Raw genomic sequence first — 26,387 nt, forward strand, 5'->3', positions numbered from 1 at the left:
GGCCCCCGGCGCGGGGTGAGCGCTCCTCGGCGGCCTCCAGCTCGGTCCCGGTGCTCTGTTGCCGGGTGCGGGCCCGGTGGGGGCTGGTCGCGCAGTTCCCCGCGCCCTGGCGGGGCGCTAGCGCAGCCTGGGGCGTGGCGGCGGGGCGCGGTCGCAGGTGGGTCTCGCCGCACATCGGTACAGCCCCGTGCCCCGAGCGGGGTGCGGGCGCAGCCTGGGGCGTGGCGGCGGGGCGCGGTCGCTGGTGGGTCGCGGCGCACATTGGTGCAGTCCGTGCCCCGGGCGGGGCACTGTTACCGGGAGTGGGCGCGCAGTGCGCGGAGTTGGGTGTCGAGGGACCAGGCGTCGGCCACCGGGCCGAGGTGGCCGAGCTTGTCCGGGTTGAGCACGGAGTGGATGGCGGCGATCCGGCCGTCGGCGTCGACGCCGAGGGCCAGGACCTGAAGAACCCTCCCGTCGCGGTCCCGGAACAGCGCGCCCGGCTGCCCGTTGACCTCACGGGGCTCGCACGTGACGCCGACCCGTGCCTTCAGCGGGTGGACGGCGGCGAGCAGCCGGGCCACGTTCGCGGCCCCGGCCACGATCCGGGCGAGCTGCGGAGCCTTCCCGCCGCCGTCCCCGACGAGCTGCACATCGGCGGCGAGCAGATTCTGCAGCCCGCCCACGTCGCCCTGCGACAGCGCGTCGAAGAACCGGCGGGCCAGCTCGTCGCGCTCCGCACGGTCCGCCTCGAAGCGAGGACGCCCGTCGTGCATGTGCCGGCGCGCCCGCACCAGCAGCTGCCGGCACGCCGCCTGCGAGCGTCCGACCGCCTCCGCGATCTCGTCGAAGCCGAAGGCGAAGACGTCCCGCAGCACGAACACCGACCGCTCCAGCGGGCTGAGGCGCTCCAGGAGCAGCAGCGCCGCCATCGACACCGAGTCGGACAGCTCCGCCGCTCGGGCCGGGTCCCCGTACGGGTCGTCGAGCAGCGGCTCGGGCAGCCACGTCCCGGCGTACTGCTCGCGCCGCACCCGGGCGGAGCGCAGGACGTCGATGGAGATACGGGTGACGGTCGTCGACAGGAACGACTTGACCGAGTCCGGCCGGGTCGGCGAGGCGTCGTAGCGGAGCCAGCTCTCCTGCACCGCGTCCTCCGCCTCGCTCACGCTGCCCAGGATCCGGTACGCGATCGAGAACAGCAGCGGTCGCAGCTCCTCGAAGTCCTCGCTCTTGCCCATGCCGACTCCCCCTTGTCCCCCTCGCCGTCCGGCGCTCTTGATCATGGCATCTCCCGCACCGTGTGACCCACGTCTCCGCGCAGTCGGCCCCGGGGATGTCACAGGCCGCGGCGCCGTCTCGTCTCGGGGGCGGAAGCCTCGACCAGGGAGTTGACCATGAACGTCGCGTTGTGGATCACCGCCGTTGTGCTGGCCGCCGTCTGTCTGGTGGGCAGCGCCAAGATGGTCGTGCCGCAGGAGAAGCTGGCCGAGGTGGGGGCCTCCGCGCAGTGGGTCCTGGAGTTCCGGCCCGGCACCCTCAAGGCCATCGGCGCCGTCGAACTGCTGGCCGCCGTCGGCCTGATCCTGCCCGCGGCCGTGGGCGTCGCGCCGGCGCTGGCCGCATGGGCCGCCGCCGGACTCGTCGCGCTGTTCGGCTGCGCGATCACCATGCGGCTGCGCCGCGGCGAGCGGTTCACGATCGCCGGCGACGTGACGTACCTCGTCCTGGCCGCCCTGCTCGCCTGGGGACGCTTCGGCCCGGAGTCCTTCACCGGCTGATCGCCCGGATCCCCCAGATCCCCCGGATCCCCCGGATCCCCCGGATCCCCCGTCCGCCCTCCAACTCGCCCCGCCTCAAAGGAAGATCATCGCCATGGAGATCCTCAGACACACCTTCCTCGTCTTCCACCTCTTCGGCTTCGCCGCGATCATGGGCGGGCTCTTCTACCAGCTGCGCGGAAAGGACCTGGTGACCAGTGGCTACATGGCGACCAGCACCGTGGTGCAGCTGGTCACCGGTGCCGGGCTCATTTGGACCAGGCTCTCCCTCGATCTGCCGGTGGACCACGCGAAGATGGGCGTGAAGCTGGGCCTCGACGTCCTCATCGCGGTGGCCGCGCTGCTCGGCATGCGCAACAAGCAGGCGTGGCCCTTCTTCACCGTGGGAACCCTCACGGCGGCCGCGGTCGTCGTCGCCGTCGCGTGGACGTAGCCCGGGAGGCGCTCAGATCGCGTACTCCGTGAAGTGGCCGCACGCCTCGAACCCCAGCCGCCGGTACACCGGTTCGCCCTCCTGCGACGCCTGGAGGACCGCGACGGTGCGGCCCAGGGAGCGGGCCGTGCGCAGGGCCGCCAGGGTCATCGCACCGCCGTAGCCGCGGCGGCGCTCACCGGCGAGGGTGCTGATGTTGTAGATGCCGGCGACGCCCGCGTGGTCGAAGACCTCGGCCGAGCAGACCGGGCGGCCCGCCACGTGTCCGACCAGGAAGCGGGCCGGGCAGCCCGGGGCCAACGCCTGCGGGGCGGCATCGGCGTAGAAGCGGACGACCGTGGCGGCGGGCGGGTCCCAGTTGGCGGCCAGGACGGCCGCGTAGTCGGCGAGTTCGGACACGGTCGTCACCGGGCGGATGTCGAGGCCCGGCGCGTCCGGCGCGGGCAGCTCGTCGTCGAGCCGGGCCCACATGGCGCTCTCCCGCTCGGAGGCGGTGAGCCCGGCCGCGGTGAGTCGCTCGGCAAGGTCCGCCGGGGCGGAGGCCGGCCCCGCCCACCAGGAGAACGGGCGCTCCGTGCCGCGCACCTCCCGCACCGTCTCGGCGATGCGCCGATCGGCGTCGTCGGCTCCGAAACGGGCCGCGGCCACGATGTTGAACGTGTCGTCGGGCAGACCGCTGTCGGCGACGAGCAGATCACCGGAGTCCACGACCCGCGCCCCGGGCAGGCCCCGGTGCAGATGGCAGGCGTGCTCGGCGAGGTTGCGCTCCATGGCGGTCAGGAGGCTGGGGGAGGGGCGCTGGCGCATGGCGCCATCGTGCGGGAGAGCAGCGGGCGGGCGCATCCGGTCGACAGCCTTTGTCTGCGCCCCTCGTCGGCCCCCCTCGGCTGCCTCCGTCTGCGCCGCTCGTCTGCCCCCGTCCGCACCCCTCGTCCGCGCCCCGACGCCCGGCCCGCACGCCGATCGCACGCACCGGACGCCGCTGCGCCCGCCCTCCGGGCGGACGGCGGGGGTTTTCAGGCACAGGCTCCAAGGGGGTTTTCAGACACAGGCTCTGAGGGGGGGCTCAGACACAGGCCCTGAGGGGGGTTCTCAGACACAGGCTCTAAGCGCGGGAGGCGCCCCGCGCGCAGCCGCAGCTCTCCCGGCGTGCCACCGTCACCGGCAGCATCATCGACACGGGCTGCTTGTCCTGCTGCCCGGTGAGCCGGCGCACCAGCAGTTCCACCGCCTCCTCGCCCATCCGCCGCATCGGCTGGCGGACGGTGGTGAGCGCGGGGCGCACCAGACGGCTCAGCGCGATGCCGTCGAAGCCGGTGACGGCGATGTCCTCGGGGACGCGCACACCCCGGCGCTCCAGGGTGTGCAGGGCGCCGACCGCCATCTGGTCGTTGGCGAACAGCAGCGCCTCGGGGCGTTCGCCCGGCCGGTCCAGGAGGGTGTCGGCGGCGCGGGCGCCCTCGGCCTGCGTCATGATCGCGACCCGCAGATCCGGCTCGCCGGAGACCGGGACACCGGCCGCGCGGCACGCCTCGGCGTAGCCGCGGAAACGGGCGTCCACGTCGGGGGACTCCTGGGCGCCGATGTAGGCGAGGCGGCGCAGGCCGTGGTCCTCGATCAGGTGCCGGGTCAGTTCGCGCTGGCCGTCGGTGTTGGCCGCCTCGATGTGGTCCAGGTGGTCGAGGTCGTCCGATTCGCGCGGCCCCGCCAGCATCACGACCGGCTGACGCCGCGAGATCACGTCCAGGTCCTCGGTCGGCACGGTGCGGGCGAGCACGGCGAACCCGTCGACCCGTCCCGCGACCTTCGCCACCAGGCTCTCCGGCCCGCCCTTCAGGGACGCGGCGATCAGCAGCGCGTACCCGTGGCGGCGCGCGGCGCGCTCCATGCCGCGGATGATCTGGTCGGAGTAGAGCATCGCCGCGTCGTCGTCGGCCTCGTCCCCCGCGCCGGTCTCCGCCTCGGACTCGGCGTCCGGGTCGGAGTAGTCCGGGAAGCACAGCCCGAGCACGCCGGTGGAGCGGCTGGCGAGCCCTCGCGCGTTCCCACTGGGTACGTACCCGAGCTCGCGGGCGCTGGCCAGTACCCGCTCACGGGTCTGCGCGCGGACCGAGTCGGGGTTGCGGTAGACCCGCGAGACGGTGGCGATGGAGACGCCCGAACGCTCGGCGACGTCGTACACCGTGGGGGCTGTGCTCACTGGGTGGACCCCCGAGTGCGTGAAGTGGACGGCAGGAATGAAAGCGCATTCACCCTAGGTCGGGAGGGGCGGAGGGGGCAAGGGCTGCCCCCGTGCCCCGGTCGCACACGCCCTGGTGCGAGGCCCGCACCAGCTCCACGGCCCCGCCGAGCCGCCGCTTCTCCCCGGCGCCGAGCGTCGGATTGGCGGTGCGCCGGGCGAGGGCCTCGTCGAGGGCGGGGGCCAGTCCGGGCGGCGGGTCGGTCAGCAGTGCGGTGAGCGCGACCCGTACCGCCGGCGCCTCCGCCCGCCCCGGGTCCACGGCGACCTCCGCCAGGATCAGCGCCGACATCGCCCAGTCCAGGGCGGGCGCCCCTTCCTCGGCGTTGGACCAGTCGATGACGACCGGGCCGTGCGCGGTGCGGATGACGTTCTCGGGGTGCAGGTCGAGATGGAGTACGTGACCGTGGGGGCGCGGCGGTATCGCGTGCAACTGCCGCAGCAGCGCGGCCAGTTCGTGCCCCGCGTCCGCCGGGGAGAGATCGCCGCGCGCCGCCGCCTCGGCCTGCGTCGGGCCGTGCAGCCGCTCCATGACCAGGTCGCCGGGGGCGAGCCCGGCGTCGGGGCGCACGCGCGGCGCTGGGAAACCGTGCTCACGCACGTACGTCATGAACGTGGCCTCACCGCGGGTGTCCCACCCCTCGCGGCAGCGGCGCAGCACCCAGGCATCGTCGAGGGCGTAGACGTCGGCGGTGCGGCCTGAGCCCAGGAGCGGGAGGTGGTCGGCAGTCGCCAACTGGTCTCGGGCGTCGGCGAGTTCATCGATCGAGTGAACGTGGCCCATGGCGCTGCCCGGCCGCTCGCCGCGCGCATAGCTTCCCGTCATGGTCACAGCGTCCCACGAGCACTGGCCCGCGCTGAGGGCGACCGACGACAAGACCGCCCAGTACTACATCGAACTGCTGGACATCGGCCTCGGGGACACCCCTGCCGGATCGACATGGAGAGAGACGATGAGCGTCATCACGTACTTCCCGGGCCGGGGCAGCTTCCGCGAGGAGGCTTACCTTGAGGGGAAGGCCGAGGGGAAGGCCGAGGGGAAAGCCGAGGGGAAAGCCGAGGGGCAGGTCGAAGGTGAAGCCGTGGGGCTGGCCGAGGCCGTCGTCCGGGTGCTGGAGCGGCGAGGGATTCCGCTCGCCGACGCCCGGCGCGAGCGCATCCTGTCCTGCACCGACCTCGACGTGCTGCACCAGTGGCTGGATCTGGCGGTGAGCGCGACCGACGCGGAGAGCCTCTTCGCCGAGGGCGCCCCGCACCCCCGGACCTGAGGCGGCCGGGACCCGGCGGCGGCCCTGCCGGTCAGGAGGGCCGCCGCCTGATCCTGTTCCCCAGCCACACCAGCGGGTCGTACTTGCGGTCGACGGCCCTTTCCTTCAAGGGAATCAGCGCATTGTCCGTGATCTTGATGCCCTCGGGGCAGACCTCCGTGCAGCACTTGGTGATGTTGCAGTAGCCGAGTCCGTGCTCCTCCTGGGCGGTGGCCTTGCGGTCGAGGCCCGAGTCCGCGGCGGCGTCGAGCGGATGCATGTCCAGTTCGGCGACGCGCATCAGGAAGCGCGGGCCCGCGAACGCCGTCTTGTTCTCCTCGTGGTCGCGCACCACATGGCAGGTGTCCTGGCACAGGAAGCACTCGATGCACTTGCGGAACTCCTGCGAGCGGTCCACGTCCTCCTGCATCATCCGGTACTCGCCGGGCCCGACCCCCTCGGGCGGCACGAACGCCGGGACCTCGCGCGCCTTCGTGTAGTTGAAGCCGACGTCCGTGACGAGATCCCGCACGACAGGGAACGCGCGCAGCGGCGTCACCGTGATCGTGTCGGCGCGGTCGAAGACCGACATCCGCGTCATGCACATCAGCCGCGGCCGACCGTTGACCTCGGCGGAGCACGAACCGCACTTGCCCGCCTTGCAGTTCCACCGGACCGCCAGGTCCGGGGCCTGGGTCGCCTGCAGCCGGTGGATGATGTCGAGGACGACCTCGCCCTCGTTCACCTCGACCTCGAAGTCCTCCAGGCCGCCGCCGTCGACATCCCCCCGCCACACCCTGAAGTGCGCGTCATACGCGCTCGCATTCGCGCTCGACGTCGCGCTCACTCGAACAGCTCCTCTTCGGCAAGGTACTTGACCAGCTCCTCCTTCTCGAAGAGGGCGAGCAGGTCCGGGCGGATGGGTTCGGTCTCCTCGCGTACGAGGCTGATCTGGCCGCGCACCGGATCGGTGGCCGCCAACCCCCCGGTGGGGTCCCGGAGTTGGCACAGCAGGTTCATCCGGCGCCAGGTGCGGTCCATCGCCGCGAAGTCCTCCCGGGTGTGGCCGCCGCGCGACTCGGTGCGCTCCAGGGCGGCCCGCGCGATGCACTCGCTGACCAGCAGCATGTTGCGCAGGTCGAGGGAGAGGTGCCAGCCGGGGTTGAACTGCCGGTGCCCCTCGACCCCGGCCCGCCGCGCCCGCACCCGCAGATCGGCGAGTTTGCGCAGCGCCTCCTCCATCTCGTGCTCGCGGCGGATGATGCCGACCAGGTCGTTCATCGTCTGCTGGAGCTCCTGGTGGAGCGTGTACGGGTTCTCGGGGACCGCCCCGTCCTCCTGGCCCTCGGCCGAGAACGGGCGCAGCGCCTCCGCGGCCGCCGTGTCGATCTGCGGCCCGGGTACCTCGGGGCGGGCCGTGAGGCCCTGCGCGTACGCGGCCGCGTGCAGCCCGGCGCGCCGCCCGAACACCAGCAGGTCGGAGAGCGAGTTGCCGCCGAGTCGGTTCGAGCCGTGCATGCCGCCCGCGACCTCCCCGGCCGCGAACAGCCCCGGCACCCCGCGCGCCGCCGCCGAGTCCGAGTCGACGGCGATGCCGCCCATCACGTAGTGGCAGGTCGGCCCGACCTCCATCGCCTCGGCCGTGATGTCGACGTCCGCCAGCTCCTTGAACTGGTGGTACATGGACGGCAGCCGGCGCCGGATGACCTCGGCCGGCATCCGGGACGACACGTCGAGGAAGACGCCGCCGTGCGGGGAGCCGCGACCCGCCTTCACCTCGGCGTTGATGGCCCGCGCCACCTCGTCGCGCGGCAGCAGTTCAGGAGGGCGCCGGTTGTGGTCGGGGTCCTCGTACCAGCGGTCGCCCTCGGCCTCCGACTCGGCGTACTTCTCCTTGAACACGTCCGGGATGTAGTCGAACATGAACCGCTTGCCCTCGGAGTTCTTGAGCACCCCGCCGTCGCCGCGCACCGACTCCGTGACGAGGATGCCCTTCACCGACGGCGGCCAGACCATCCCCGTCGGGTGGAACTGCACGAACTCCATGTTCAGCAGCGGAGCCCCGGCCAGCAGCGCCAGCGCGTGCCCGTCACCGGTGTACTCCCACGAGTTCGACGTCACCTTGAAGGACTTGCCGATGCCGCCGGTCGCGAGGACGACGCCGGGCGCCTCGATGACGAAGAAGCGCCCGCTCTCCCGCTCGTAGCAGAAGGTCCCCGACACCTTCCCGTCGTCGTCCTTCAACACCCGGGTGACCGTGCACTCCTGAAAGACCTTCAGGTTCGCCTCGTAGTCGCCGGTCTCCTCGTAGTCCTGCTGCTGGAGCTGGACGATCTTCTGCTGGAGCGTGCGGATCAGCTCCAGGCCCGTACGGTCGCCGACGTGCGCGAGTCGCGGGTACTCGTGCCCGCCGAAGTTGCGCTGCGAGATCCGCCCGTCCCGCGTGCGGTCGAAGAGCGCGCCCCAGGTCTCCAGCTCCCAGACCCGGTCCGGGGCCTCCTTCGCGTGCAGCTCCGCCATCCGCCACTGGTTGAGGAACTTGCCGCCGCGCATCGTGTCGCGGAAGTGGACCTGCCAGTTGTCGCCGGAGTTCACGTTGCCCATGGCGGCCGCGATGCCGCCCTCCGCCATCACCGTGTGGGCCTTGCCGAACAGGGACTTGCAGATCACGGCCGTACGAGCACCCTGCTCGCGCGCCTCGATCGCGGCCCGGAGCCCGGCGCCACCGGCGCCCACCACGACAACATCCCACTGCTGTCGCTCCACTACAGACATCAGAAGGCCCCAACCATTAGAAGAAGCGCGGATCGTCGAAGGCGCCGGACGCGACCAGGTACACATAGAAGTCGGCGAGCGCCACGCTCACCAACGACGCCCAGGCGAGCAGCATGTGACGGGCATTCAGTTTGCCCACCCAGCCCCAGAGGCGGTAGCGCACGGGGCGTTTCGAGAAGTGCTTGAGACGGCCGCCCACGATGTGCCGGCAGGAGTGGCAGGAGATCGTGTACGTCCAGATCAGCACGATGTTGAGCAGGAAGACCAGGGTGCCCAGGCCCATGTGACCCCACTCGTAGTTCTCGTCGCGGAACGAGAGCACGGTGTCGTAGGTCAGGATGCAGGCGACGAGCACGGCCGCGTAGAAGAAGTACCGGTGGATGTTCTGCAGGATCAGCGGGAACCGCGTCTCACCGCTGTACTTCTTGTGCGGCTCGGCCACCGCGCAGGCCGGCGGCGACGCCCAGAAGCCGCGGTAGTAGGCCTTGCGGTAGTAGTAGCAGGTCAGCCGGAAGCCCAGCGGGAAGATCAGGATGAGCAGCGCGGGGGACAGGCCCCACCAGCTGCCGAAGAGCTCCCAGTTGGGGCCGTGCCGCATCGGGGCGCAGTTGTCGGCGAGGCACGGCGAGTAGAACGGGGACACGTACGGGGCCGCGTAGTAGTCCGCGTTCGCGAAGGCCCGCCACGTCGAGTAGACGACGAAGGCGAACAGGCCCGCGGCGGTCGCCGCCGGGGCCAGCCACCAGCGGTCCGTGCGCAGATGGGACGCGCTGATCGCGGCACGGGTCCGGCCGCGGACGCCGGTGCCGCTCTCGGTATGGGGTTCGGTACTGGTCGGTTCCGTGCCGGTGGCCAACGAAGCCTCCGCTCGAAGGGTCAGGGGCGTGCTCGGGGGATGCGGCGGTTCACGGGGCGTGCCGGTCCCGCGCGCCGAGCCCCTCGTCGTCCGAGTCCGTCCACAGGGAGCGGTCGTACGGGGTGTCGGGGATCGACACGAGGTCGGGGCGGCGTGGCGGGGCCTGCGCGGCGGACTCGCGCAGCAGGGCCAGGCTCTCGCGCAGGTGGTCGGTGTCGGCCCGTACGCGCCTGAGGTCGGGGCCGGTTCCGAGCTGCGGTTCCAGTCGGCCGACGGCGCGCGTGAGGTCTTCGAGGCAGCGGGTGGCCGCCGCCAAGTCGTCGTGCAGGGACATGACTTGCCTCGCTTCCGCTGGTGCGGCGGAGATGCTCATGCGCCTGCGAGTGTCGCGCGTCACATTGCCGTTTGTGAAGGGAACGGCGCGGATTCCGGGGGCGCGCGGGGGAGTGCGCCCCCTGTTTGCGCCCTCTGGGGGTGCCTTGAGCGGTGCGTCCGGCGGGGGCGGGTCCGGTGGGGCTTCTCGCGCCCCGCGCCGCAGCCGCTGACGGACACGGCCCCGCGCCTGTGAAGGCATGCGCTGGTGCGCGTCTCAGGGGCGCCCCGCCCCCCGACAGGCCCCACGGTTGGGCCGCACGAGGGGTTCCTGGGGGGTGAAAACGTGTCGCGGGGCACCTCGTCGCGCGAGGCCGGATAGATGTGATCAACCGCATATACCGCCAAAAGTGATCAACCGGCCCGTACCGGAGGTAGCTCCGAGATGCACCAGACCCCCAGGCGCCGAGGCGCAGCCCTGCGCTCAGCCGCGTTTCTCGTGAGCGGCGCGCTCGCCGTGACCGCGCTCGCCGGGTGCGGCGCGGACGACGACGCGAGCAGCCCCTCCGCCGGGCAGGACATCGCACCCGCCGCCCGCGACCAGGTCAAGGACGGCGGCACCCTGCGCTGGGCCGTCGACTCCCTGCCCCAGACCCTCAACGTCTTCCAGGCCGACGCCGACGCGACCACGAGCCGGGTCACCGGCGCCGTGCTCCCGTCGATGTTCCGACTCGACGCGCAGGGCCGCCCGCAGGCCGACCCCGACTACCTGGAGAAGGCGCAGGTCATCGAGACCGAGCCCAAGCAGGTCGTGCTGTACAAGCTGAACCAGCAGGCCGTCTGGAGTGACGGCCGCGAGATCGGCGCCCCCGACTTCGCCGCCCAGTGGCGCGCCCTGTCCGGCAAGGACAACGCGTACTGGACCGCGCACAACGCCGGCTACGACCGCATCGAGAAGATCGAGCGCGGCGCGAACGACCTGGAGGTCCGCGTCACGTTCGCCAAGCCGTACGCGGACTGGCGCGCTCTCTTCTCACCGCTGTACCCCAAGGACGTCATGGGGACCCCGGACCACTTCAACGACGGGGCCCGCCGCAAGCTGAAGAACACCGCGGGCCCGTTCGCGATCGACGCGATCGACCGGGACGCCAAGACGGTCTCCCTCAAGCGCAACCCGCGCTGGTGGGGCCGCCCCGCCAAGCTCGACGAGCTGGTGCTCACCGCCGTGCCGCGCGGCGAGCGGGCCGCCGCCCTGGCCGCGGGCAAGCTCGACCTCGCCGGCCTGGACACCGGCGGCGCCGACCGCATCGCGTACGCCGCCCGCGACACGGGCACGTCGGGCCCGCTCACGCACGGTCCGGGCGCCGCCCTCACCCCCGGCAGGGCGCTGCGCTCCTGGGCGATCGTGCACGGCGACGACGAGGAGGCAGCGGAGGCGGAGATCCACGCCCGCGCGAAGACCCGCAAGGCCGTGAAGAAGTACGCGAAGGAACAGCAGAGCCTGCGCGGCTTCGTCGTCCGCAAGTCGCTCGAACCGGCCTACACGCAGCTCGCGCTGAACGGCGCCGAGGGTCCCCTCGCCGACGAGCGCGTACGCCGCGCCGTGGCCCGCGCCATCGACCGCACCGAGCTGGCCGAGCTCGCGCTCAAGCCGCTCGGCCTGCCCGTCACCACCGTCGACAGCCACCTGGCGCTGGCCGGGCAGGAGGCGTACGCCGACAGCAGCGGCGCGCTCGGCCACCAGGACACCGAGCAGGCGCAGGCGCTGCTCGCCGAGGCGGGCTGGGTGCCCGGCGGCCCGCTGGAGAAGAACTCCAGGGACAAGGCCAAGGAGAAGGCGAAGACGGCCGGCAGCGAGGCCGACTCCGAGAACGAGTCCGAGGACTCCGGCGACGGTACGTACATCGTCGGCGAGGACGACAAGAACGGCACAAACGCCGCCGACGACCAGAAGCCGGGCGCCGACGCGCCCCCGCTGTTCGGCCCCGGGCCCCTCGCCGCCGCCCAGTACACCGCGCTGCTGCACCAGGCCGACGCCATGAAGACGCGCACGGCCGACAAGGAGAAGCGCAAGCACTCCCGGCACGGCCACGCCGAAAAGCACGGAAACGATCATGCGGCCGAGGGGCTCAGCAACGACGCCAAGCGGTACGTGAAGAAGAAGGGCGGCGCGCCCGGCGCGTACGCCCCCAAGGGCACGGCCGCCCCGGCCGCCGCCCCCGCCGGCGCCGCCGCGGGCCCGCTCGCCAAGGACGGCAAGGCGCTCACCCTCCGCTTCGTGCTGCCCTCCGGCGCGGGCTCTGAGCAACTGCGCTCGGTCGCCGACCGGATCTCGCGGATGCTGGAGAAGATCGGCGTGCGCACGGACATCATGAAGGTCGACGACGAGAGCTACTTCAAGGACCACATCGCCTCCGGCGACTACGACCTGGCGCTCTACTCGTGGCCCGCGTCCGCCTACCCCGCCACCGACGCCCGCCCCATCTACGCCAAGCCGATCCCGGCCGCCGACGGTTCGCTCACCGTCGAGCAGAACTACACCCGGGTCGGTACCGACCGCATCGACCAGCTCTTCGACCAGGCGATCGGCGAGCTCGACGCGGACGAGGAGCACTCCCTGGTGAAGGAGGCCGACGCCCGCATCTGGGCGGCGGCCGGCTCCGTCCCGCTCTACCAGCGCCCGGAGCTCGTCGCGGCCCGCCCGGACCTGGCCAACGCCGGAGCCTTCGGTTTCCAGGAGCCGGACTACGAGGACATCGGCTACCTGAAGCCGGGTGCGAAGCCGTCCCAGAACCCCTCGGCGAAGGACGACTGAACCGCTGCACCTCTGAGGCCGCTCACGTCGGCCACCCCGCCCGGTGTGCTCGTGCCGATCCTCATGATCGGACCGAGCACACCGGGCGTACCCGTGCCGCTGCCCCGCACCGGCCCTGCCTGCGGCCCCGACGGCCCGCGCCGGCGGCCCCCGACGAAGATCCCAAGCTCAGATCCCGCTCAACTCCCTTGCCCGCCGGGGTGCCCGCCAGGCAAGGTTCGTTCTACCCGTTGACCTGCGGTTTTTCCCATCCCCCACGCTCCCCTGAAGGCCTGACGCGCCCCCCACCCGTCAAGCCACGTACCATGGGGTGAGGCCGTGGCGTGTCCAGCCCGGCAGGGCGCGCGAACATATGTGTACGCGCAGCCGTCACCTATTCCGGGAGTACGCCGCAATATGGCCACGCGCCACGACATCCGTAACGTCGCCATCGTCGCTCACGTCGACCACGGCAAGACGACCATCGTCGACGCCATGCTCAAGCAGGCCGGCTCGTTCGCCGCGCACGCCGCCGAGTCGCTCGACGACCGCATGATGGACTCGAACGACCTGGAGCGTGAGAAGGGCATCACGATCCTGGCCAAGAACACGGCGGTCAAGTACCACCCGAAGGATGGCGGCGACGTCATCACGATCAACATCATCGACACCCCGGGCCACGCCGACTTCGGTGGCGAGGTCGAGCGTGGTCTGTCGATGGTCGACGCGGTGGTCCTGCTCGTGGACGCCTCCGAGGGTCCGCTCCCGCAGACCCGCTTCGTGCTGCGCAAGGCGCTCCAGCAGCGCCTGCCCGTCATCCTGTGCATCAACAAGACGGACCGCCCCGACTCGCGCATCGACGAGGTCGTCAACGAGACGTACGACCTCTTCCTCGACCTCGACGCGGACGAGGAGCAGATCGAGTTCCCGATCGTCTACGCGTGCGGTCGTGACGGCATCGCGTCGCTGACCAAGCCGGAGAACGGCACGGTTCCGGCGGACTCCGACAACCTGGAGCCGTTCTTCTCCACGATCCTGGAGCACGTCCCGGCCCCGACGTACGACGAGGAGGCCCCCCTCCAGGCGCACGTCACCAACCTGGACGCCGACAACTTCCTCGGCCGTATCGCGCTCCTGCGCATCGAGCAGGGCGAGCTGCGCAAGGGCCAGACCGTCGCGTGGATCAAGCGGGACGGGACGATCTCGAACGTCCGCATCACCGAGCTGCTGATGACCGAGGCGCTCACCCGCAAGCCCGCCGAGGTCGCCGGCCCCGGTGACATCTGCGCCGTCGCCGGTATCCCCGACATCATGATCGGCGAGACCCTGGCCGACCCGGAGAACCCGATCGCGCTGCCGCTGATCACGGTCGACCAGCCGGCCATCTCCATGACCATCGGTACCAACACCTCGCCGCTCGTCGGCCGGGGCGGCACCGGCAAGGGCGCCCAGGCCAAGTCGGCCGTCAAGGACCGCAAGGTCACCGCCCGCCAGGTCAAGGACCGCCTGGACCGTGAGCTGATCGGTAACGTCTCGCTCCGCGTCCTCGACACCGAGCGTCCCGACGCCTGGGAGGTCCAGGGCCGCGGTGAGCTCGCGCTCGCCATCCTGGTCGAGCAGATGCGCCGCGAGGGCTTCGAGCTGACCATCGGCAAGCCGCAGGTCGTCACCAAGGAGGTCGACGGCAAGGTCCACGAGCCCGTCGAGCGCCTGACCGTCGACGTCCCCGAGGAGCACATGGGCGCCGTCACGCAGCTCATGGGCGTCCGCAAGGGCCGCATGGACAACATGTCGAACCACGGCTCCGGCTGGGTCCGCATGGAGTTCGTCGTCCCGTCGCGCGGCCTCATCGGCTTCCGTACGGAGTTCCTGACGAACACCCGCGGTACGGGTATCGCGCACTCCATCCACGAGGGCCACGAGCCGTGGTTCGGCACGCTGACGACCCGTAACAACGGTTCGCTGGTCGCCGACCGCGCCGGTGCCGTCACCGCCTTCGCGATGACGAACCTCCAGGAGCGCGGCGTGCTGTTCACCGAACCCGGCACCGAGGTGTACGAGGGCATGATCGTCGGCGAGAACTCGCGCGCCGACGACATGGACGTGAACATCACCAAGGAGAAGAAGCTCACGAACATGCGGTCCTCGTCGGCCGACTCGTTCGAGGCGATCGTCCCGCCGCGCAAGCTCTCCCTGGAGCAGTCCCTGGAGTTCTGCCGCGACGACGAGTGCGTCGAGGTGACCCCGGAGGCCGTCCGCATCCGCAAGGTCGTCCTGGACCAGAAGGAGCGCGGCCGCTCCGCGTCGCGCGCCAAGCACAGCTGATCCCAGCGCTCCTGAGGCCGGCCCCCGTACGCGGGGGCCGGCCTTCGCGCGTTCGGTGCGGCCAACTCCGGCCGGGCGTGTGCCAGTTGGCACCGCTGAAGCGGAACGCCTGCCACAGGGGCCACCTTGCCGCTAATCTGCCCCCTGACCGCACGCGGTTGAGGAGCGGTCTACGCGCGATGAGGGCGCGGGATCACGCGGAGTGCAGGCATCGGATGCGATGCGTCACCGATCACGCATCAAGTCCCGTTCAAGCGCAAGTCATTAATCTCACCCTTGCGTCCGCTATGCGGAGACCTTCGGTCGATAGATATGTAACACGTCCGTTTCGCGGTCATCTATCTCGGATCAGTTTGTCCGGATTTTAGGAGATGTACACGCCAGGTGTGATCGAACCGAGACCTCTAGACGGTGGTCGCGACCGCTTCGGTGGCTAATAGTTGACCGCGTAGAGCTCGGGTCAATGGGTCACGCGCTGTGGGGAGCGCCGACTCACGAGCACACTGGGGCACTTCATGCGCGTCGTCAGGGGTGGCGGCGTCATGTCTCTGTGCCCCTTCTGATGAACAAGTGGACTCATGAGGAGGAACCCATGCGTGGTGCCAAGAGCGCCAAGTGGGTCGCAGGCGCGGCGATCATCGCTCTCGCCGCGACCGCGTGCGGTGGCAGCGACAGCGACAGCGGCAAGGACAGCAACGCCGCCGTCGACCCGAACGGCACGTTCTCCGTCGAGGTGGGTGAGCCGCAGAACCCCCTGCAGCCCGCCAACACCATGGAGTCCAACGGCAGCATCGTCATCAAGTCGCTGTTCTCGGGTCTCGTCGACTACGACGCCGAGGGCAACATCAAGATGGTGAACGCCCAGTCGGTCGACACCACGGACAACCAGACCTTCACGGTCAAGCTGAAGCCGGGCTGGAAGTTCCACGACGGCACCCCCGTCACCGCCGAGTCCTACGTCAAGGCTTGGAACTGGGCCGCGCAGCCCGCCAACAAGCAGACGAACAGCTTCTGGTTCTCGGACATCGAGGGCTACAACGACGTCGCGCCGGCCAAGGGCAAGGCCAAGGCCACCACGATGTCCGGTCTGAAGGTCGTCGACGACAACACCTTCACGATCAAGCTCTCGAAGGCGATCCCGTACTTCACCTACAAGCTCGGCTACGAGGTCTTCGACCCGCTGCCGGAGTCCTTCTACAAGGACCCGAAGGCGGCCGGTGAGAACCCGGTCGGCAACGGCCCCTACAAGTTCGTCAAGTGGGACCACAAGAAGCAGATCGTGGTCAAGAAGTTCGCCGGCTACCAGGGTCCGAACAAGGCCAAGAACGGTGGCGTCACCTTCAAGAACTACGCCAAGCTCGAGACGGCGTACCAGGACCTGAAGTCCGGCAACCTCGACGTCATGCGTCAGATCGCCGCCCGTGACCTCCCGGTCTACAAGCAGGACCTGGGTGACCGCGCGGTCGACCAGTCCTACTCCGCGATCCAGACGATCGCCGTGGCCTTCTACACCAAGCAGTGGAAGGACATCGACCCGAAGGTCCTCCAGGGCCTGTCGATGGCGATCGACCGCGACACCATCACCAAGACCGTCCTCAACGGCACCCGTGAGCCGGCCACCGGCTGGGTCGCCAAGGGCGTGCTCGGTTACACGGACAACGCCGCGGGCGACGTCACCAAGTTCGACCCGGCGAAGGCCAAGGCCCTCATCAAGGAGGGTGGCGGCGTCCCGGGCAACAAGATCTCCATCCAGTACAACACCGATGGTGGTCACAAGGAGTGGGTGGAGGCCGTCTGTGGCTCCATCACCAAGGCGACCGGCGTGAAGTGCGTGGGCGACGCGAAGGCCGACTTCCAGGCCGACACCAACGCCCGTGACGCGAAGCAGGTCAAGTCCCTGTACCGCTCCGGCTGGGTGCTCGACTACCCCTTCATCTCCAACTTCATCCGGGACCTGTACGGCACCAAGTCGGACGGTAACCAGGGTGGCTTCTCCAACAAGAAGATCGACGAGCTGATCACCAAGGCGGACAGCGCCAAGACGCTCGAGGAGTCGGAGAAGCTGTACCAGGAGATCGAGAAGCAGCTCCCGAACTACATGCCGAGCATCCCGCTCTGGTACTACAAGGTCAACGCGGGCTACTCGGAGAAGGTCTCCGGCGTCAAGTACGCCCAGGACGGCGACCCGATCCTGACCGGCGTTCAGGTCAAGAAGTAACCGCTGACGAACAGCGCTCGTCCTGCCGCCCGCACCCCGCTCGGTGCGGGCGGCACAGGACGGCGGCCATATTCGGCCGGGGGGCCCTTTTCACTGTATGTACGGCTTGGTTCCGTGCACGTACGGCGAAAAGGGCCCCTGCTGTGATTGACATGGAGGCATGATGGGGCGCTATGTCGCACGACGACTGCTCCAGATGATCCCGGTGTTCATCGGGACGACTCTGCTGATCTTCCTGATGGTCTACGCGCTGCCCGGCGACCCCGTGCGCGGGCTCTTCGGGGACAAGGGCGCGGACCCGGCAGTGCTGAGATCGCTGAGGCACGAGTACGGCCTGGACAAGCCGATCTTTGTCCAGTACTTCGACTACATGAAGGGCATCGTCCTTCACTTCGACTTCGGCTCCCAGATCGCCAGCGGCCGGCCGGTCACCGACATCCTCGGTGACGCGTTCCCGGTGACCCTGCGCCTGGCCGGCCTGGCGTTCGTCATCGAGGCCGCGCTCGGCATCGTGCTCGGCCTGGTCTCCGGCATGCGTGCCGGCAAGGCCGCCGACACGATCATCCTGGTGCTCACGCTGCTGCTGATCTCGGTGCCGGTCTTCGTGCTCGGCCTGATCCTGCAGACGGTCGTCAGCAACATGGGCGGCACCCCGTCGGTGAACGACGACACCAACCTCGGGCAGATGCTGACACCGGCCATCGTGCTGGCCAGCGCCTCACTCGCGTACGTGGCGAGACTGACGCGAACCTCGGTCGCGGAGAACCTGCGCGCCGACTACATGCGCACGGCCGTCGCCAAGGGCCTGCCGCGCCGTCGCGTCGTCGGTGTCCACCTGATGCGCAACTCGCTGATCCCGGTCGTCACCTTCCTCGGCACCGACCTGGGCGCGCTGATGGGCGGCGCGATCGTCACCGAGTCCATCTTCAACATCCACGGTGTCGGCGGCACCATCGCCGACGCGATCTCCCGTCGTGAAGGCACCACGCTGGTCGGCCTGGTCACCATCCTGGTCCTCGTCTACCTCCTCACCAGCCTGATCGTCGACCTGCTGTACGCGGTTCTGGACCCGAGGATCCGTTATGCCTGAGCTGACCAAGACCTCCGCGGAGAAGGCGGCCACGGCCGTCGCCCCCGACGGCCAGTCGCTGCCGACCCCCACCAAGCAGGAGAAGCCCCGCAGCCTGTGGGGGGACGCCTGGCGCGACCTGCGCACCAACTGGATCTTCATCGTCTCGTCGCTGCTGATCGTGCTGCTGCTGATCATCGCGTTCTTCCCCGGCCTGTTCACCAGCGCCGACCCGGAGAACAAGGACCTGGCGGCGCACTTCCTCCAGCACCCGAAGTACGGCCACATCTTCTCGGCCGACTGGCTCGGTTACGACGCCCAGGGTCGCAGCGTGTACGCCCGTGCCATCTACGGCACCCGCGCCTCGCTGCTCGTCGGCGGCGGCACCACGCTCGCCGTGACGATCTTCGGTGGTCTGATCGGCATGATCGCCGGTTACTTCGGCGGCTGGGTCGACGCGGTGCTCTCCCGCATCACGGACATGTTCTTCGGCATCCCGTTCCTGCTCGGCACGATGGTCATGCTGAACTCGTTCACCGAGCGGTCGATCCCGACCGTCATCCTGGCCCTGACCTTCCTCGGCTGGACCCAGACGGCGCGCGTCATGCGCGGTTCGGTGATCACCATCAAGTCGCAGGACTACGTGCAGGCCGCCAAGGCGCTGGGCGCCAGCACCTCGCGGATCCTCTTCCGGCACGTGCTGCCGAACGCGATCGCCCCGGTGATCGTCATCGCCACCATCTCGCTCGGTGTCTACATCGGCGCCGAGGCGACGCTGTCCTTCCTCGGCCTCGGCCTGGACGGCGCCTCGTGGGGCAACGACATCTCCGACGGCCAGAACCAGATCCGGGTCGCGCAGTACATCATGCTGTACCCGTCGATCATGCTCAGCATCACCGTGCTGGCGTTCATCATGCTCGGTGAGGCGGTCCGCAACGCCCTCGACCCGAAGCAGCGCTGAGGGAGGCGTACGTGACCACCACCGAACAGACCGCATTCGTGCCGTCGCCGCGTGAGGACGGGGCCGACGGCGGCCCGCTCCTCGAAGTGCGCGACCTGCACGTCGAGTTCCACACCCGCGACGGCATCGTCCGTGCCGTCAACGGCGTCAACTACAGCGTCAGCGCCGGCGAGACCCTCGCCGTGCTCGGCGAGTCCGGCTCCGGCAAGTCCGTGACGGCGCAGGCCATCATGGGCATCCTCGACATGCCGCCGGCCAAGATCCCGCAGGGCGAGATCCGCTTCCGCGGGCAGGACATGCTGAAGATGTCGGCCGACGAGCGGCGGGCGCTGCGCGGCGCGAAGATCGCGATGATCTTCCAGGACGCGCTCTCCTCCCTCAACCCGGTCCTCACCGTCGGCTACCAGCTCGGCGAGATGTTCCGGGTCCACCAGGGCCTGAGCAAGAAGGAGGCGCGGGCCAAGTCGATCGAGCTGATGGACCGGGTGAAGATCCCGGCCGCGGCGGCCCGCGTCGACGACTACCCGCACCAGTTCTCCGGCGGTATGCGCCAGCGCATCATGATCGCGATGGCGCTCGCCCTGGAGCCGGACCTGATCATCGCCGACGAGCCGACCACGGCCCTCGACGTGACGGTCCAGGCGCAGGTCATGGACCTGCTCGCCGAGCTGCAGCGCGAGTACAACATGGGCCTGATCCTGATCACCCATGACCTCGGTGTCGTCGCGGACGTCGCCGACAAGATCGCGGTGATGTACGCGGGCCGGATCGTGGAGCAGGCTCCCGTCCACGAGCTCTACAAGCGCCCCGCGCACCCCTACACCCGCGGCCTGCTGGACTCGATCCCGCGCCTGGACCAGAAGGGCCAGGAGCTCTACGCGATCCAGGGTCTGCCGCCCAACCTGCTGCGGGTGCCGTCGGGTTGTGCGTTCAACCCGCGCTGCCCCAAGGCGCAGGACATCTGCCGCACGGACGTGCCCGCGCTCGTCGGTGTGACGGAGCAGGACGGCACCGGCCTGGAGGGCCGGCGCAGCGCCTGCCACTTCTGGAAGGAGACGCTCCATGGCTGACACGAACAAGAACGACGAGGCTGTGGACGCCACCCCGAACGTCACCGACGTCGAGGTCGTCTCCGCGGCCACCGAGGACGCGGCGGTCGCGGCGCTCGACAAGCAGGTCGAGCGCGGCGAGCCGATCCTCCAGGTCCGCAACCTGAAGAAGCACTTCCCGCTCACCCAGGGAATCCTCTTCAAGAAGCAGATCGGCGCGGTCAAGGCCGTGGACGGGGTCTCCTTCGACCTCTACCAGGGCGAGACGCTGGGCATCGTGGGCGAGTCCGGCTGTGGCAAGTCCACGGTCGCCAAGCTCCTGATGAACCTGGAGACGGCCACCGCGGGCGAGGTCTTCTACAAGGGCCAGGACATCACCAAGCTGTCCGGGCGCGCGCTGAAGGCGGTCCGCCGCAACATCCAGATGGTGTTCCAGGACCCGTACACCTCGCTCAACCCGCGTATGACGGTCGCCGACATCATCGGCGAGACCTTCGACATCCACCCCGAGGTGGCCCCGAAGGGCGAGCGGCGCCGCAAGGTGCAGGACCTCCTCGAGGTCGTCGGTCTCAACCCGGAGTACATCAACCGCTACCCGCACCAGTTCTCGGGCGGTCAGCGTCAGCGCATCGGCATCGCCCGTGGTCTGGCCCTGAACCCCGAGATCATCATCTGCGACGAGCCGGTCTCCGCGCTCGACGTGTCGGTGCAGGCGCAGGTCGTCAACCTGATGGAGAAGCTGCAGGACGAGTTCAACCTCTCCTACATCTTCATCGCGCACGACCTGTCGATCGTCCGGCACATCTCGGACCGGGTCGGTGTCATGTACCTCGGCAAGATGGCCGAGATCGGCACGGACACGCAGATCTACGACCACCCGACGCACCCCTACACGCAGGCGCTGCTCTCCGCGGTCCCGGTTCCGGACCCGGACGCCCGTGAGGGCCGTGAGCGCATCATCCTCACCGGTGACGTGCCCTCGCCCGCCGACCCGCCGTCGGGCTGCCGCTTCCGCACCCGCTGCTGGAAGGCGCAGGACAAGTGCGCGACGGAGGTCCCCCTCCTGGCGATCCCCGAGCGCTTCCGCGACTCGGACTCGCAGGCCGCGCACGAGTCGGCGTGCCACTTCGCGGAGGAGAAGGACGTCGTGCACGCGGCCTGATCCGCACCGCATCATGAGAGCCGGTCACCGGGGTCAGCCCCGGTGACCGGCTCTTGTCCGTACTGAACACGCCCGCCCCGAAAGGGAGTTGCCCGTGCCCGTCGGAACCCTTCAGTGCACGGTCCTGGACTGCCCGGACCCGCACACCCTGGCCCGCTTCTACGCGACCCTGCTCGGCGGCGAGGTGAACCGCCCCGACCCCCGCTGGGCCTGCGGCGCCGACTGGTCGACCCTGCACGTCGCCCCCGGCCAGATCCTCTGCTTCCAGCGCGTCACCCCGTACACACCCCCGTCCTGGCCGGACCCGCATCGCCCCGCACAGTTCCATCTCGACGTGCAGGTGGGCGACTTGGCGGAAGCCGGCCGTTCCGCACGCGCCGCGGGAGCAACGCTCCTGGACGCCGAGACGGGCGGCCGCACGTGGCACGTGTACGCGGACCCGGCAGGCCACCCGTTCTGCCTGGTCCGGCACACCGAGAAGCAGCCGTGAGCGCCCCGGTCGTCCCCGCCTTGGGCAGTCTGCCGCCGGGGGCGGCAGGGTGGGCAAGGCGGCACCCCGGCGCCGGGCAGGCGTTCTGACGGCCCGCGCACTGGCACCCCGAGTCCCTCGGCGCGGGCCCACCGGCCCGGCAGGCGTCCGGCGTCTTTCTAGACTCGGCGCATGACCATCCCCGCATCCCTCGCCGTCATAGCCCGCGACCTCGCGCCCGCCGGAGCGCTGCGTGTCTCGATCAATCTCGGCAACCCCGTGCTCGCGCAGGGCAGCCCCGACGCCCCGGCCGGAGTGACCGTCGAGATCGCCCGGGAGATCGCGCGCCGGCTCGGGCTCGGCGTGGAGTTCCTGTGCTTCGACGCCGCCCGGAAGTCCTACGAGGCGATGGCGACGGGCCGGGCCGATCTCTGCTTCCTGGCCGTGGAGCCCGCGCGGGAGGCGGAGGTGGCGTTCACGGCACCGTACGTGCACATCGAAGGGGTGTACGCGGTACCCGTCGACTCCGCGCTGCGCACACCCGCCGACGTGGACCGCGACGCAGTGCGCATCGGGGTGAAGCAGGGGTCCGCCTACGACCTCTACCTCACGCGCACGCTCCGGCACGCCACCGTGGTGCGGGGCGACGAGGGCGTGGACGTCTTCCACGCCGAGCGGCTGGAGGTCGGCGCGGGCATCCGCCAGCCCCTCACCGAGCACGTCGCGGCCCGGCCGGGACTGCGCCTGATCGAGCCCGCGTTCATGACCATCCGGCAGGCGGTCGGTACGACCCGCAGCCGCGGGGAGGAGACGGTGCGCTTCCTCACCGACACGGTCGCCGAACTCGTCGCCTCGGGGTTCGTCGCGCAGGCCCTGAGCCGCTCGGGACAGGACCCGGCGCTGGCCGCCCCAGCGGCGTAGCCCTACCGCCTCCGAACCCGGCGCCGGCCGCCCCGCCGACGTAGCCGTACCGCCTCCGAACGGCCGATCCCAAGGTGCGGAATTCGCCCGATATGCAGATATTTGGGCGTACGTGTCACGTGACCGGTACAGAGGAGGCACTCCATGCGTGGAGCCACACATGCCAAGTGGGCCGCTGGTGCGGTGGCCGTAGCCCTCGCGGCGACGGCCTGCGGGGGCGGCGGCGACTCCGGGGGCGGCGGCGGTGGTGACGGCTCCGGGGTCGTGCGCTCCTCCTGGGGCGACCCGCAGAATCCGCTCGAACCGGCGAACACCAACGAGGTGCAGGGCGGCAAGGTCCTGGACATGATCTTCCGCGGCCTGAAGCGGTACAACCCGAAGACGGGCAAGGCCGAGGACATGCTCGCCGAGAAGATCGACACGTCCGATTCGCAGAACTTCACCATCACGGTGAAGAAGGGCTGGACCTTCTCCAACGGCGAGAAGATCACCGCCAAGTCCTTCGTCGACGCCTGGAACTACGGCGCGAGCCTGAAGAACAACCAGAAGAACGCGTACTTCTTCGGCCAGATCGAGGGCTACGACAAGGTCCACCCGGACTCGGGCGCGCAGACCGCCGACACCCTCTCCGGCCTCAAGGTCACGGGCGACAACACCTTCACGGTCAAGCTCAACCAGAAGTTCTCGACCTGGCCGGACACGCTCGGCTACGCGGCCTTCGCGCCGCTGCCGAAGGTGTTCTTCGACGACCACGACTCCTACGTCAGCAAGCCGGTCGGCAACGGTCCGTACACCGTGAAGTCGTACCAAAAGGGCTCCCAGATGTCCCTGCGCAAGTGGGACGAGTACCCCGGTGACGACAAGGCCCAGAACGCGGGCGTGGACCTCAAGGTCTACACCGACAACAACACGGCCTACACCGACCTGACGGCGGGCAACCTCGACCTCGTCGACGACATCCCGGCCTCGCAGCTGCAGAACGTCGATTCCGACCTCGACGGCCGCTACATCAACACGCCCGCCGGCATCATCCAGACGCTCGCCTTCCCGTTCTACGACCCGGCGTGGAACAAGGCCGACAGCGACAAGGTGCGCAAGGGCCTGTCGATGGCGATCAACCGCAAGCAGATCACCGAGTCGATCTTCCAGAAGACCCGCACCCCGGCCACCGACTGGACCTCGCCCGTCCTCGGCAAGGACGGCGGCTACAAGGAAGGGCTGTGCGGGCAGTACTGCGACTACAACCCCACCGAGGCCAAGAAGCTCGTCCAGGAGGGCGGCGGCATCCCCGGCGGCCAGGTGCAGATCGGCTACAACGCCGACACCGGCAGCCACAAGGAGTGGGTGGACGCCGTCTGCAACTCCATCAACAACGCCCTCGGCAACGACAAGGCCTGCGTCGGCAGCCCCACCGGCACCTTCGCCGACTTCCGCAACAAGATCACCAACAAGAAGATGACGGGCCCGTTCCGCGCCGGCTGGCAGATGGACTACCCCCTCATCCAGAACTTCCTGCAACCGCTGTACTACACCAACGCCTCGTCCAACGACGGCCACTGGTCCAACAAGGAGTTCGACTCCCTGGTGGACAAGGCCAACGCCGAGTCCGACCAGGCCACGGCGGTCAAGACGTTCCAGCAGGCCCAGGAGGTCGTGCGGGACAACATGGCGGCCATTCCGCTCTGGTACCAGAACGGCAGCGCCGGCTACTCCGACAAGGTCTCCAACGTCGCGCTGAACCCGTTCAGCGTCCCGGTCTACAACGAGATCAAGGTCAACTGACGCCAGGGGAGCGGTGGCACGGCCCCTCCCCGGCCGGCCGCCGCTCCCGCAGCCCGCGGAATCGGAACCGGAGTCCTTCATGGGACGTTATGTGATCCGGCGCCTGTTGCAGATGATCCCGGTGTTCATCGGCTCGACGCTGCTGATCTTCCTCATGGTCAACGTCATGGGCGACCCCATCGCCGGACTGTGCGGCGACAAGGCCTGTGACCCCGCCACCAAGGCACAGCTGTCGAAGGAGTTCGGCCTCGACAAACCGGTGTGGCAGCAATACCTGACGTACATGGGGAACGTCTTCACCGGCGACTTCGGGACGGCGTTCAACGGCCAGAAGGTCACCGAGCTGATGGCGACCGCGTTCCCCGTCACGATCCGGCTGACCATCGTCGCGATCCTCTTCGAGGTCGTCGTCGGCATCACGCTCGGTGTCCTCACCGGCCTCAAGCGCGGCCGGCCCGTCGACACCGTGGTGCTGCTGCTGACGCTCGTCGTCATCTCCGTGCCCACGTTCGTCACCGGTCTGCTGCTGCAACTGCTGCTGGGCGTGAAGTGGGGCTGGATCGAACCGGCCGTGTCCACGGAGGCGACCTTCAGCGAACTGATCGTGCCCGGTCTGGTCCTCGCCTCGGTCTCCCTCGCCTACGTGACCCGGCTGACGCGGACGTCCATCGCCGAGAACAAGCAGGCCGACTACGTGCGCACCGCCATCGCCAAGGGCCTGCCCCGGCGCCGCGTCATCACCCGGCACCTGCTGCGCAACTCCCTGATCCCCGTCGTCACCTTCATCGGCGCCGACGTCGGAGCCCTGATGGGCGGGGCCATCGTCACCGAGCGCATCTTCAACATCCACGGCGTCGGCTACCAGCTCTACCAGGGCATTCTGCGGCAGAACACCCAGACCGTGGTCGGCTTCGTGACGATCCTCGTGCTGGTCTTCCTCGCGGTGAACCTGATCGTCGACCTCCTGTACGCCGTACTCGACCCGAGGATCCGCTATGCCTGAACCGCACGCACCAGAGCCTTCCTCCTGGTCCGCCGGCGGGCGCGCGCCCGAGGACGGCGCCATCGCGGCGACCGGCATGGGCGGCGCGATGGACCTCGCCACCAGCGAGGGCGCGGCCCTGGAGAACCAGCCGGGCGGCCCCGTCGGCGGCGGCCCGGCCGGCAAGCCCCGCAGCCTGTGGTCCGACGCCTGGCGCGACCTGCGCCGCAACCCGATCTTCATCATCTCGGGCCTGGTGATCCTCTTCCTGGTGATCATCTCGATCTGGCCGCAGCTGATCGCCTCGGGCAACCCGCTCTCCTGCGATCTGGCCAAGCGCCAGCAGGGCTCCGAGCCGGGCCACCCCTTCGGCTTCGACGGGCAGGGCTGCGACGTCTACACCCGCACCGTGTACGGGGCCCGCAACTCCATCACCGTCGGCGTCTGCGCCACGGTCGGCGTCGCGATCCTCGGCTCCGTGCTCGGCGGGCTCGCCGGGTTCTTCGGCGGCTTCTGGGACTCGCTCCTGTCCCGGGTCACCGACATCTTCTTCGCGATCCCCGTGGTCCTCGGCGGCCTGGTGCTGCTGTCCGTCGTCAGCAGCAACACCGTCTGGCCGGTCATCGGCTTCATGGTGCTGCTCGGCTGGCCGCAGATCTCCCGCATCGCGCGCGGCTCGGTGATCACCGCGAAACAGAACGACTACGTCCAGGCGGCGCGGGCGCTGGGTGCCTCCAACTCGCGGATGCTGCTGCGGCACATCACCCCGAACGCCGTGGCGCCGGTCATCGTCGTGGCGACCATCGCCCTCGGTACGTACATCGCCCTGGAGGCGACCCTGTCGTACCTGGGCGTCGGGCTGAAGCCGCCGGCCGTGAGCTGGGGCATCGACATCTCGGCGGCGTCCGCGAACATCCGCAACGCCCCGCACGCGCTGCTGTGGCCGGCCGGCGCCCTCGCCCTCACGGTCCTCGCGTTCATCATGCTCGGCGACGCGGTGCGCGACGCCCTCGACCCGAAGCTGAGGTAGCGC

Annotated in this window: 23 protein-coding genes; 15 read left to right on the forward strand and 8 right to left on the reverse strand. The window is 69.8% G+C overall.

Features of this window, described 5'->3' with window-relative positions:
* Positions 1-293: 293 nt before the first annotated feature.
* A complete protein-coding gene (locus tag J3486_RS37905) occupies positions 294-1,220 on the reverse strand; it encodes an RNA polymerase sigma-70 factor (protein ID WP_207828425.1) in 927 nt (308 codons plus the stop codon).
* A gap of 156 nt (positions 1,221-1,376) precedes the next feature.
* Between J3486_RS37905 and J3486_RS37910 the strand changes: the two genes are divergently transcribed.
* Positions 1,377-1,760 (forward strand): DoxX family protein, encoded by a 384-nt coding sequence (locus tag J3486_RS37910; protein ID WP_207828426.1) that lies wholly within the window; start codon positions 1,377-1,379, stop codon positions 1,758-1,760.
* Between the two features lie 94 nt (positions 1,761-1,854).
* Positions 1,855-2,193, forward strand: coding sequence for a hypothetical protein (locus tag J3486_RS37915; RefSeq protein ID WP_207828427.1), 339 nt, complete (start codon positions 1,855-1,857; stop codon positions 2,191-2,193).
* A gap of 12 nt (positions 2,194-2,205) precedes the next feature.
* Here the strand turns inward: J3486_RS37915 and J3486_RS37920 are convergent, their stop codons facing one another.
* From J3486_RS37920 to J3486_RS37930, 3 genes are all read right to left on the reverse strand, one after another.
* Positions 2,206-2,964 carry a GNAT family N-acetyltransferase gene (locus J3486_RS37920; protein ID WP_207828543.1) on the reverse strand — a complete coding sequence of 253 codons (759 nt, stop codon included), beginning with the start codon at positions 2,962-2,964 and terminating at the stop codon, positions 2,206-2,208.
* A gap of 334 nt (positions 2,965-3,298) precedes the next feature.
* A complete protein-coding gene (locus J3486_RS37925; protein ID WP_207828428.1) occupies positions 3,299-4,393 on the reverse strand; it encodes a LacI family DNA-binding transcriptional regulator in 1,095 nt (364 codons plus the stop codon).
* A gap of 49 nt (positions 4,394-4,442) precedes the next feature.
* Positions 4,443-5,258, reverse strand: a complete 816-nt coding sequence (locus J3486_RS37930) for a phosphotransferase (protein WP_229379253.1) — start codon at positions 5,256-5,258, stop codon at positions 4,443-4,445.
* Here J3486_RS37930 and J3486_RS37935 point away from each other — a divergent pair.
* Complete coding sequence (locus J3486_RS37935; protein WP_207828429.1) at positions 5,257-5,700, forward strand: hypothetical protein; 444 nt, start codon at positions 5,257-5,259, stop codon at positions 5,698-5,700. The two genes, J3486_RS37930 and J3486_RS37935, sit on opposite strands and share 2 nt — an antisense overlap.
* Before the next feature lie 31 nt (positions 5,701-5,731).
* Here the strand turns inward: J3486_RS37935 and J3486_RS37940 are convergent, their stop codons facing one another.
* The 4 genes from J3486_RS37940 to J3486_RS37955 are packed head-to-tail and all read right to left on the reverse strand — an operon-like array spanning position 5,732 to position 9,644.
* Positions 5,732-6,526, reverse strand: a complete 795-nt coding sequence (locus tag J3486_RS37940) for a succinate dehydrogenase/fumarate reductase iron-sulfur subunit (protein ID WP_207828431.1) — start codon at positions 6,524-6,526, stop codon at positions 5,732-5,734.
* Complete coding sequence (locus J3486_RS37945; RefSeq protein WP_207828432.1) at positions 6,523-8,454, reverse strand: fumarate reductase/succinate dehydrogenase flavoprotein subunit; 1,932 nt, start codon at positions 8,452-8,454, stop codon at positions 6,523-6,525. The genes J3486_RS37940 and J3486_RS37945 overlap by 4 nt, the downstream gene beginning before the upstream one ends.
* A 16-nt stretch (positions 8,455-8,470) precedes the next feature.
* A complete protein-coding gene (locus tag J3486_RS37950) occupies positions 8,471-9,310 on the reverse strand; it encodes a hypothetical protein (RefSeq protein WP_207828433.1) in 840 nt (279 codons plus the stop codon).
* 49 nt (positions 9,311-9,359) lie between these two features.
* On the reverse strand, positions 9,360-9,644 hold the full coding sequence (locus J3486_RS37955) for a hypothetical protein (protein WP_207828434.1): 285 nt from the start codon (positions 9,642-9,644) through the stop codon (positions 9,360-9,362).
* 423 nt (positions 9,645-10,067) lie between these two features.
* On the opposite strand from J3486_RS37955, the gene J3486_RS37960 reads away from it, so the two are divergent.
* The 12 genes from J3486_RS37960 (at position 10,068) to J3486_RS38015 (ending at position 26,384) form a co-directional block, all read left to right on the forward strand.
* Complete coding sequence (locus tag J3486_RS37960) at positions 10,068-12,437, forward strand: ABC transporter family substrate-binding protein (protein WP_207828435.1); 2,370 nt, start codon at positions 10,068-10,070, stop codon at positions 12,435-12,437.
* 396 nt (positions 12,438-12,833) lie between these two features.
* Complete coding sequence (typA, locus tag J3486_RS37965) at positions 12,834-14,741, forward strand: translational GTPase TypA (RefSeq protein WP_207828436.1); 1,908 nt, start codon at positions 12,834-12,836, stop codon at positions 14,739-14,741.
* 592 nt (positions 14,742-15,333) lie between these two features.
* A complete protein-coding gene (locus tag J3486_RS37970; protein ID WP_207828437.1) occupies positions 15,334-16,959 on the forward strand; it encodes an ABC transporter substrate-binding protein in 1,626 nt (541 codons plus the stop codon).
* A 163-nt stretch (positions 16,960-17,122) separates the two neighbouring features.
* Complete coding sequence (locus J3486_RS37975; protein ID WP_207828438.1) at positions 17,123-18,049, forward strand: ABC transporter permease; 927 nt, start codon at positions 17,123-17,125, stop codon at positions 18,047-18,049.
* Positions 18,042-18,989, forward strand: a complete 948-nt coding sequence (locus J3486_RS37980; RefSeq protein WP_207828439.1) for an ABC transporter permease — start codon at positions 18,042-18,044, stop codon at positions 18,987-18,989. The genes J3486_RS37975 and J3486_RS37980 overlap by 8 nt, the downstream gene beginning before the upstream one ends.
* Positions 18,990-19,000: 11 nt before the next feature.
* Positions 19,001-20,059, forward strand: coding sequence for an ABC transporter ATP-binding protein (locus tag J3486_RS37985; protein WP_207828440.1), 1,059 nt, complete (start codon positions 19,001-19,003; stop codon positions 20,057-20,059).
* Positions 20,052-21,200 (forward strand): ABC transporter ATP-binding protein, encoded by a 1,149-nt coding sequence (locus J3486_RS37990; RefSeq protein ID WP_207828441.1) that lies wholly within the window; start codon positions 20,052-20,054, stop codon positions 21,198-21,200. The genes J3486_RS37985 and J3486_RS37990 overlap by 8 nt, the downstream gene beginning before the upstream one ends.
* A 94-nt stretch (positions 21,201-21,294) precedes the next feature.
* Positions 21,295-21,690, forward strand: a complete 396-nt coding sequence (locus J3486_RS37995; RefSeq protein WP_207828443.1) for a VOC family protein — start codon at positions 21,295-21,297, stop codon at positions 21,688-21,690.
* Between the two features lie 171 nt (positions 21,691-21,861).
* The gene (locus J3486_RS38000) at positions 21,862-22,590 is read left to right on the forward strand and encodes a transporter substrate-binding domain-containing protein (protein ID WP_207828444.1); all 729 of its coding nucleotides are present in this window, start codon (positions 21,862-21,864) and stop codon (positions 22,588-22,590) included.
* A 144-nt stretch (positions 22,591-22,734) separates the two neighbouring features.
* A complete protein-coding gene (locus J3486_RS38005; RefSeq protein WP_207828446.1) occupies positions 22,735-24,372 on the forward strand; it encodes an ABC transporter substrate-binding protein in 1,638 nt (545 codons plus the stop codon).
* Positions 24,373-24,451: 79 nt separating this feature from the next.
* Complete coding sequence (locus tag J3486_RS38010) at positions 24,452-25,375, forward strand: ABC transporter permease (RefSeq protein ID WP_207828447.1); 924 nt, start codon at positions 24,452-24,454, stop codon at positions 25,373-25,375.
* Complete coding sequence (locus J3486_RS38015; RefSeq protein WP_207828448.1) at positions 25,368-26,384, forward strand: ABC transporter permease; 1,017 nt, start codon at positions 25,368-25,370, stop codon at positions 26,382-26,384. The genes J3486_RS38010 and J3486_RS38015 overlap by 8 nt, the downstream gene beginning before the upstream one ends.
* The last annotated feature ends 3 nt before the right edge of the window (positions 26,385-26,387 follow it).

The sequence above is a fragment of the Streptomyces sp. VRA16 Mangrove soil genome (genome assembly GCF_017377775.1).
GTDB lineage: Bacteria > Actinomycetota > Actinomycetes > Streptomycetales > Streptomycetaceae > Streptomyces.

Coding starts and splice junctions, on each gene's coding strand:
- J3486_RS38015 (WP_207828448.1), top strand. CDS start 25,368: ATGCCTGAACCGCACGCACCAGAGCCTTCCTCCTGGTCCGCCGGCGGG.
- J3486_RS37910 (WP_207828426.1), top strand. CDS start 1,377: ATGAACGTCGCGTTGTGGATCACCGCCGTTGTGCTGGCCGCCGTCTGT.
- J3486_RS37980 (WP_207828439.1), top strand. CDS start 18,042: ATGCCTGAGCTGACCAAGACCTCCGCGGAGAAGGCGGCCACGGCCGTC.
- J3486_RS37915 (WP_207828427.1), top strand. CDS start 1,855: ATGGAGATCCTCAGACACACCTTCCTCGTCTTCCACCTCTTCGGCTTC.
- J3486_RS38010 (WP_207828447.1), top strand. CDS start 24,452: ATGGGACGTTATGTGATCCGGCGCCTGTTGCAGATGATCCCGGTGTTC.
- J3486_RS38000 (WP_207828444.1), top strand. CDS start 21,862: ATGACCATCCCCGCATCCCTCGCCGTCATAGCCCGCGACCTCGCGCCC.
- J3486_RS38005 (WP_207828446.1), top strand. CDS start 22,735: ATGCGTGGAGCCACACATGCCAAGTGGGCCGCTGGTGCGGTGGCCGTA.
- J3486_RS37905 (WP_207828425.1), bottom strand. CDS start 1,220: ATGGGCAAGAGCGAGGACTTCGAGGAGCTGCGACCGCTGCTGTTCTCG.
- J3486_RS37955 (WP_207828434.1), bottom strand. CDS start 9,644: ATGTCCCTGCACGACGACTTGGCGGCGGCCACCCGCTGCCTCGAAGAC.
- J3486_RS37945 (WP_207828432.1), bottom strand. CDS start 8,454: ATGTCTGTAGTGGAGCGACAGCAGTGGGATGTTGTCGTGGTGGGCGCC.
- J3486_RS37930 (WP_229379253.1), bottom strand. CDS start 5,258: ATGACGGGAAGCTATGCGCGCGGCGAGCGGCCGGGCAGCGCCATGGGC.
- J3486_RS37990 (WP_207828441.1), top strand. CDS start 20,052: ATGGCTGACACGAACAAGAACGACGAGGCTGTGGACGCCACCCCGAAC.
- J3486_RS37970 (WP_207828437.1), top strand. CDS start 15,334: ATGCGTGGTGCCAAGAGCGCCAAGTGGGTCGCAGGCGCGGCGATCATC.
- typA (WP_207828436.1), top strand. CDS start 12,834: ATGGCCACGCGCCACGACATCCGTAACGTCGCCATCGTCGCTCACGTC.
- J3486_RS37920 (WP_207828543.1), bottom strand. CDS start 2,964: ATGGAGCGCAACCTCGCCGAGCACGCCTGCCATCTGCACCGGGGCCTG.
- J3486_RS37960 (WP_207828435.1), top strand. CDS start 10,068: ATGCACCAGACCCCCAGGCGCCGAGGCGCAGCCCTGCGCTCAGCCGCG.
- J3486_RS37935 (WP_207828429.1), top strand. CDS start 5,257: ATGGTCACAGCGTCCCACGAGCACTGGCCCGCGCTGAGGGCGACCGAC.
- J3486_RS37975 (WP_207828438.1), top strand. CDS start 17,123: ATGGGGCGCTATGTCGCACGACGACTGCTCCAGATGATCCCGGTGTTC.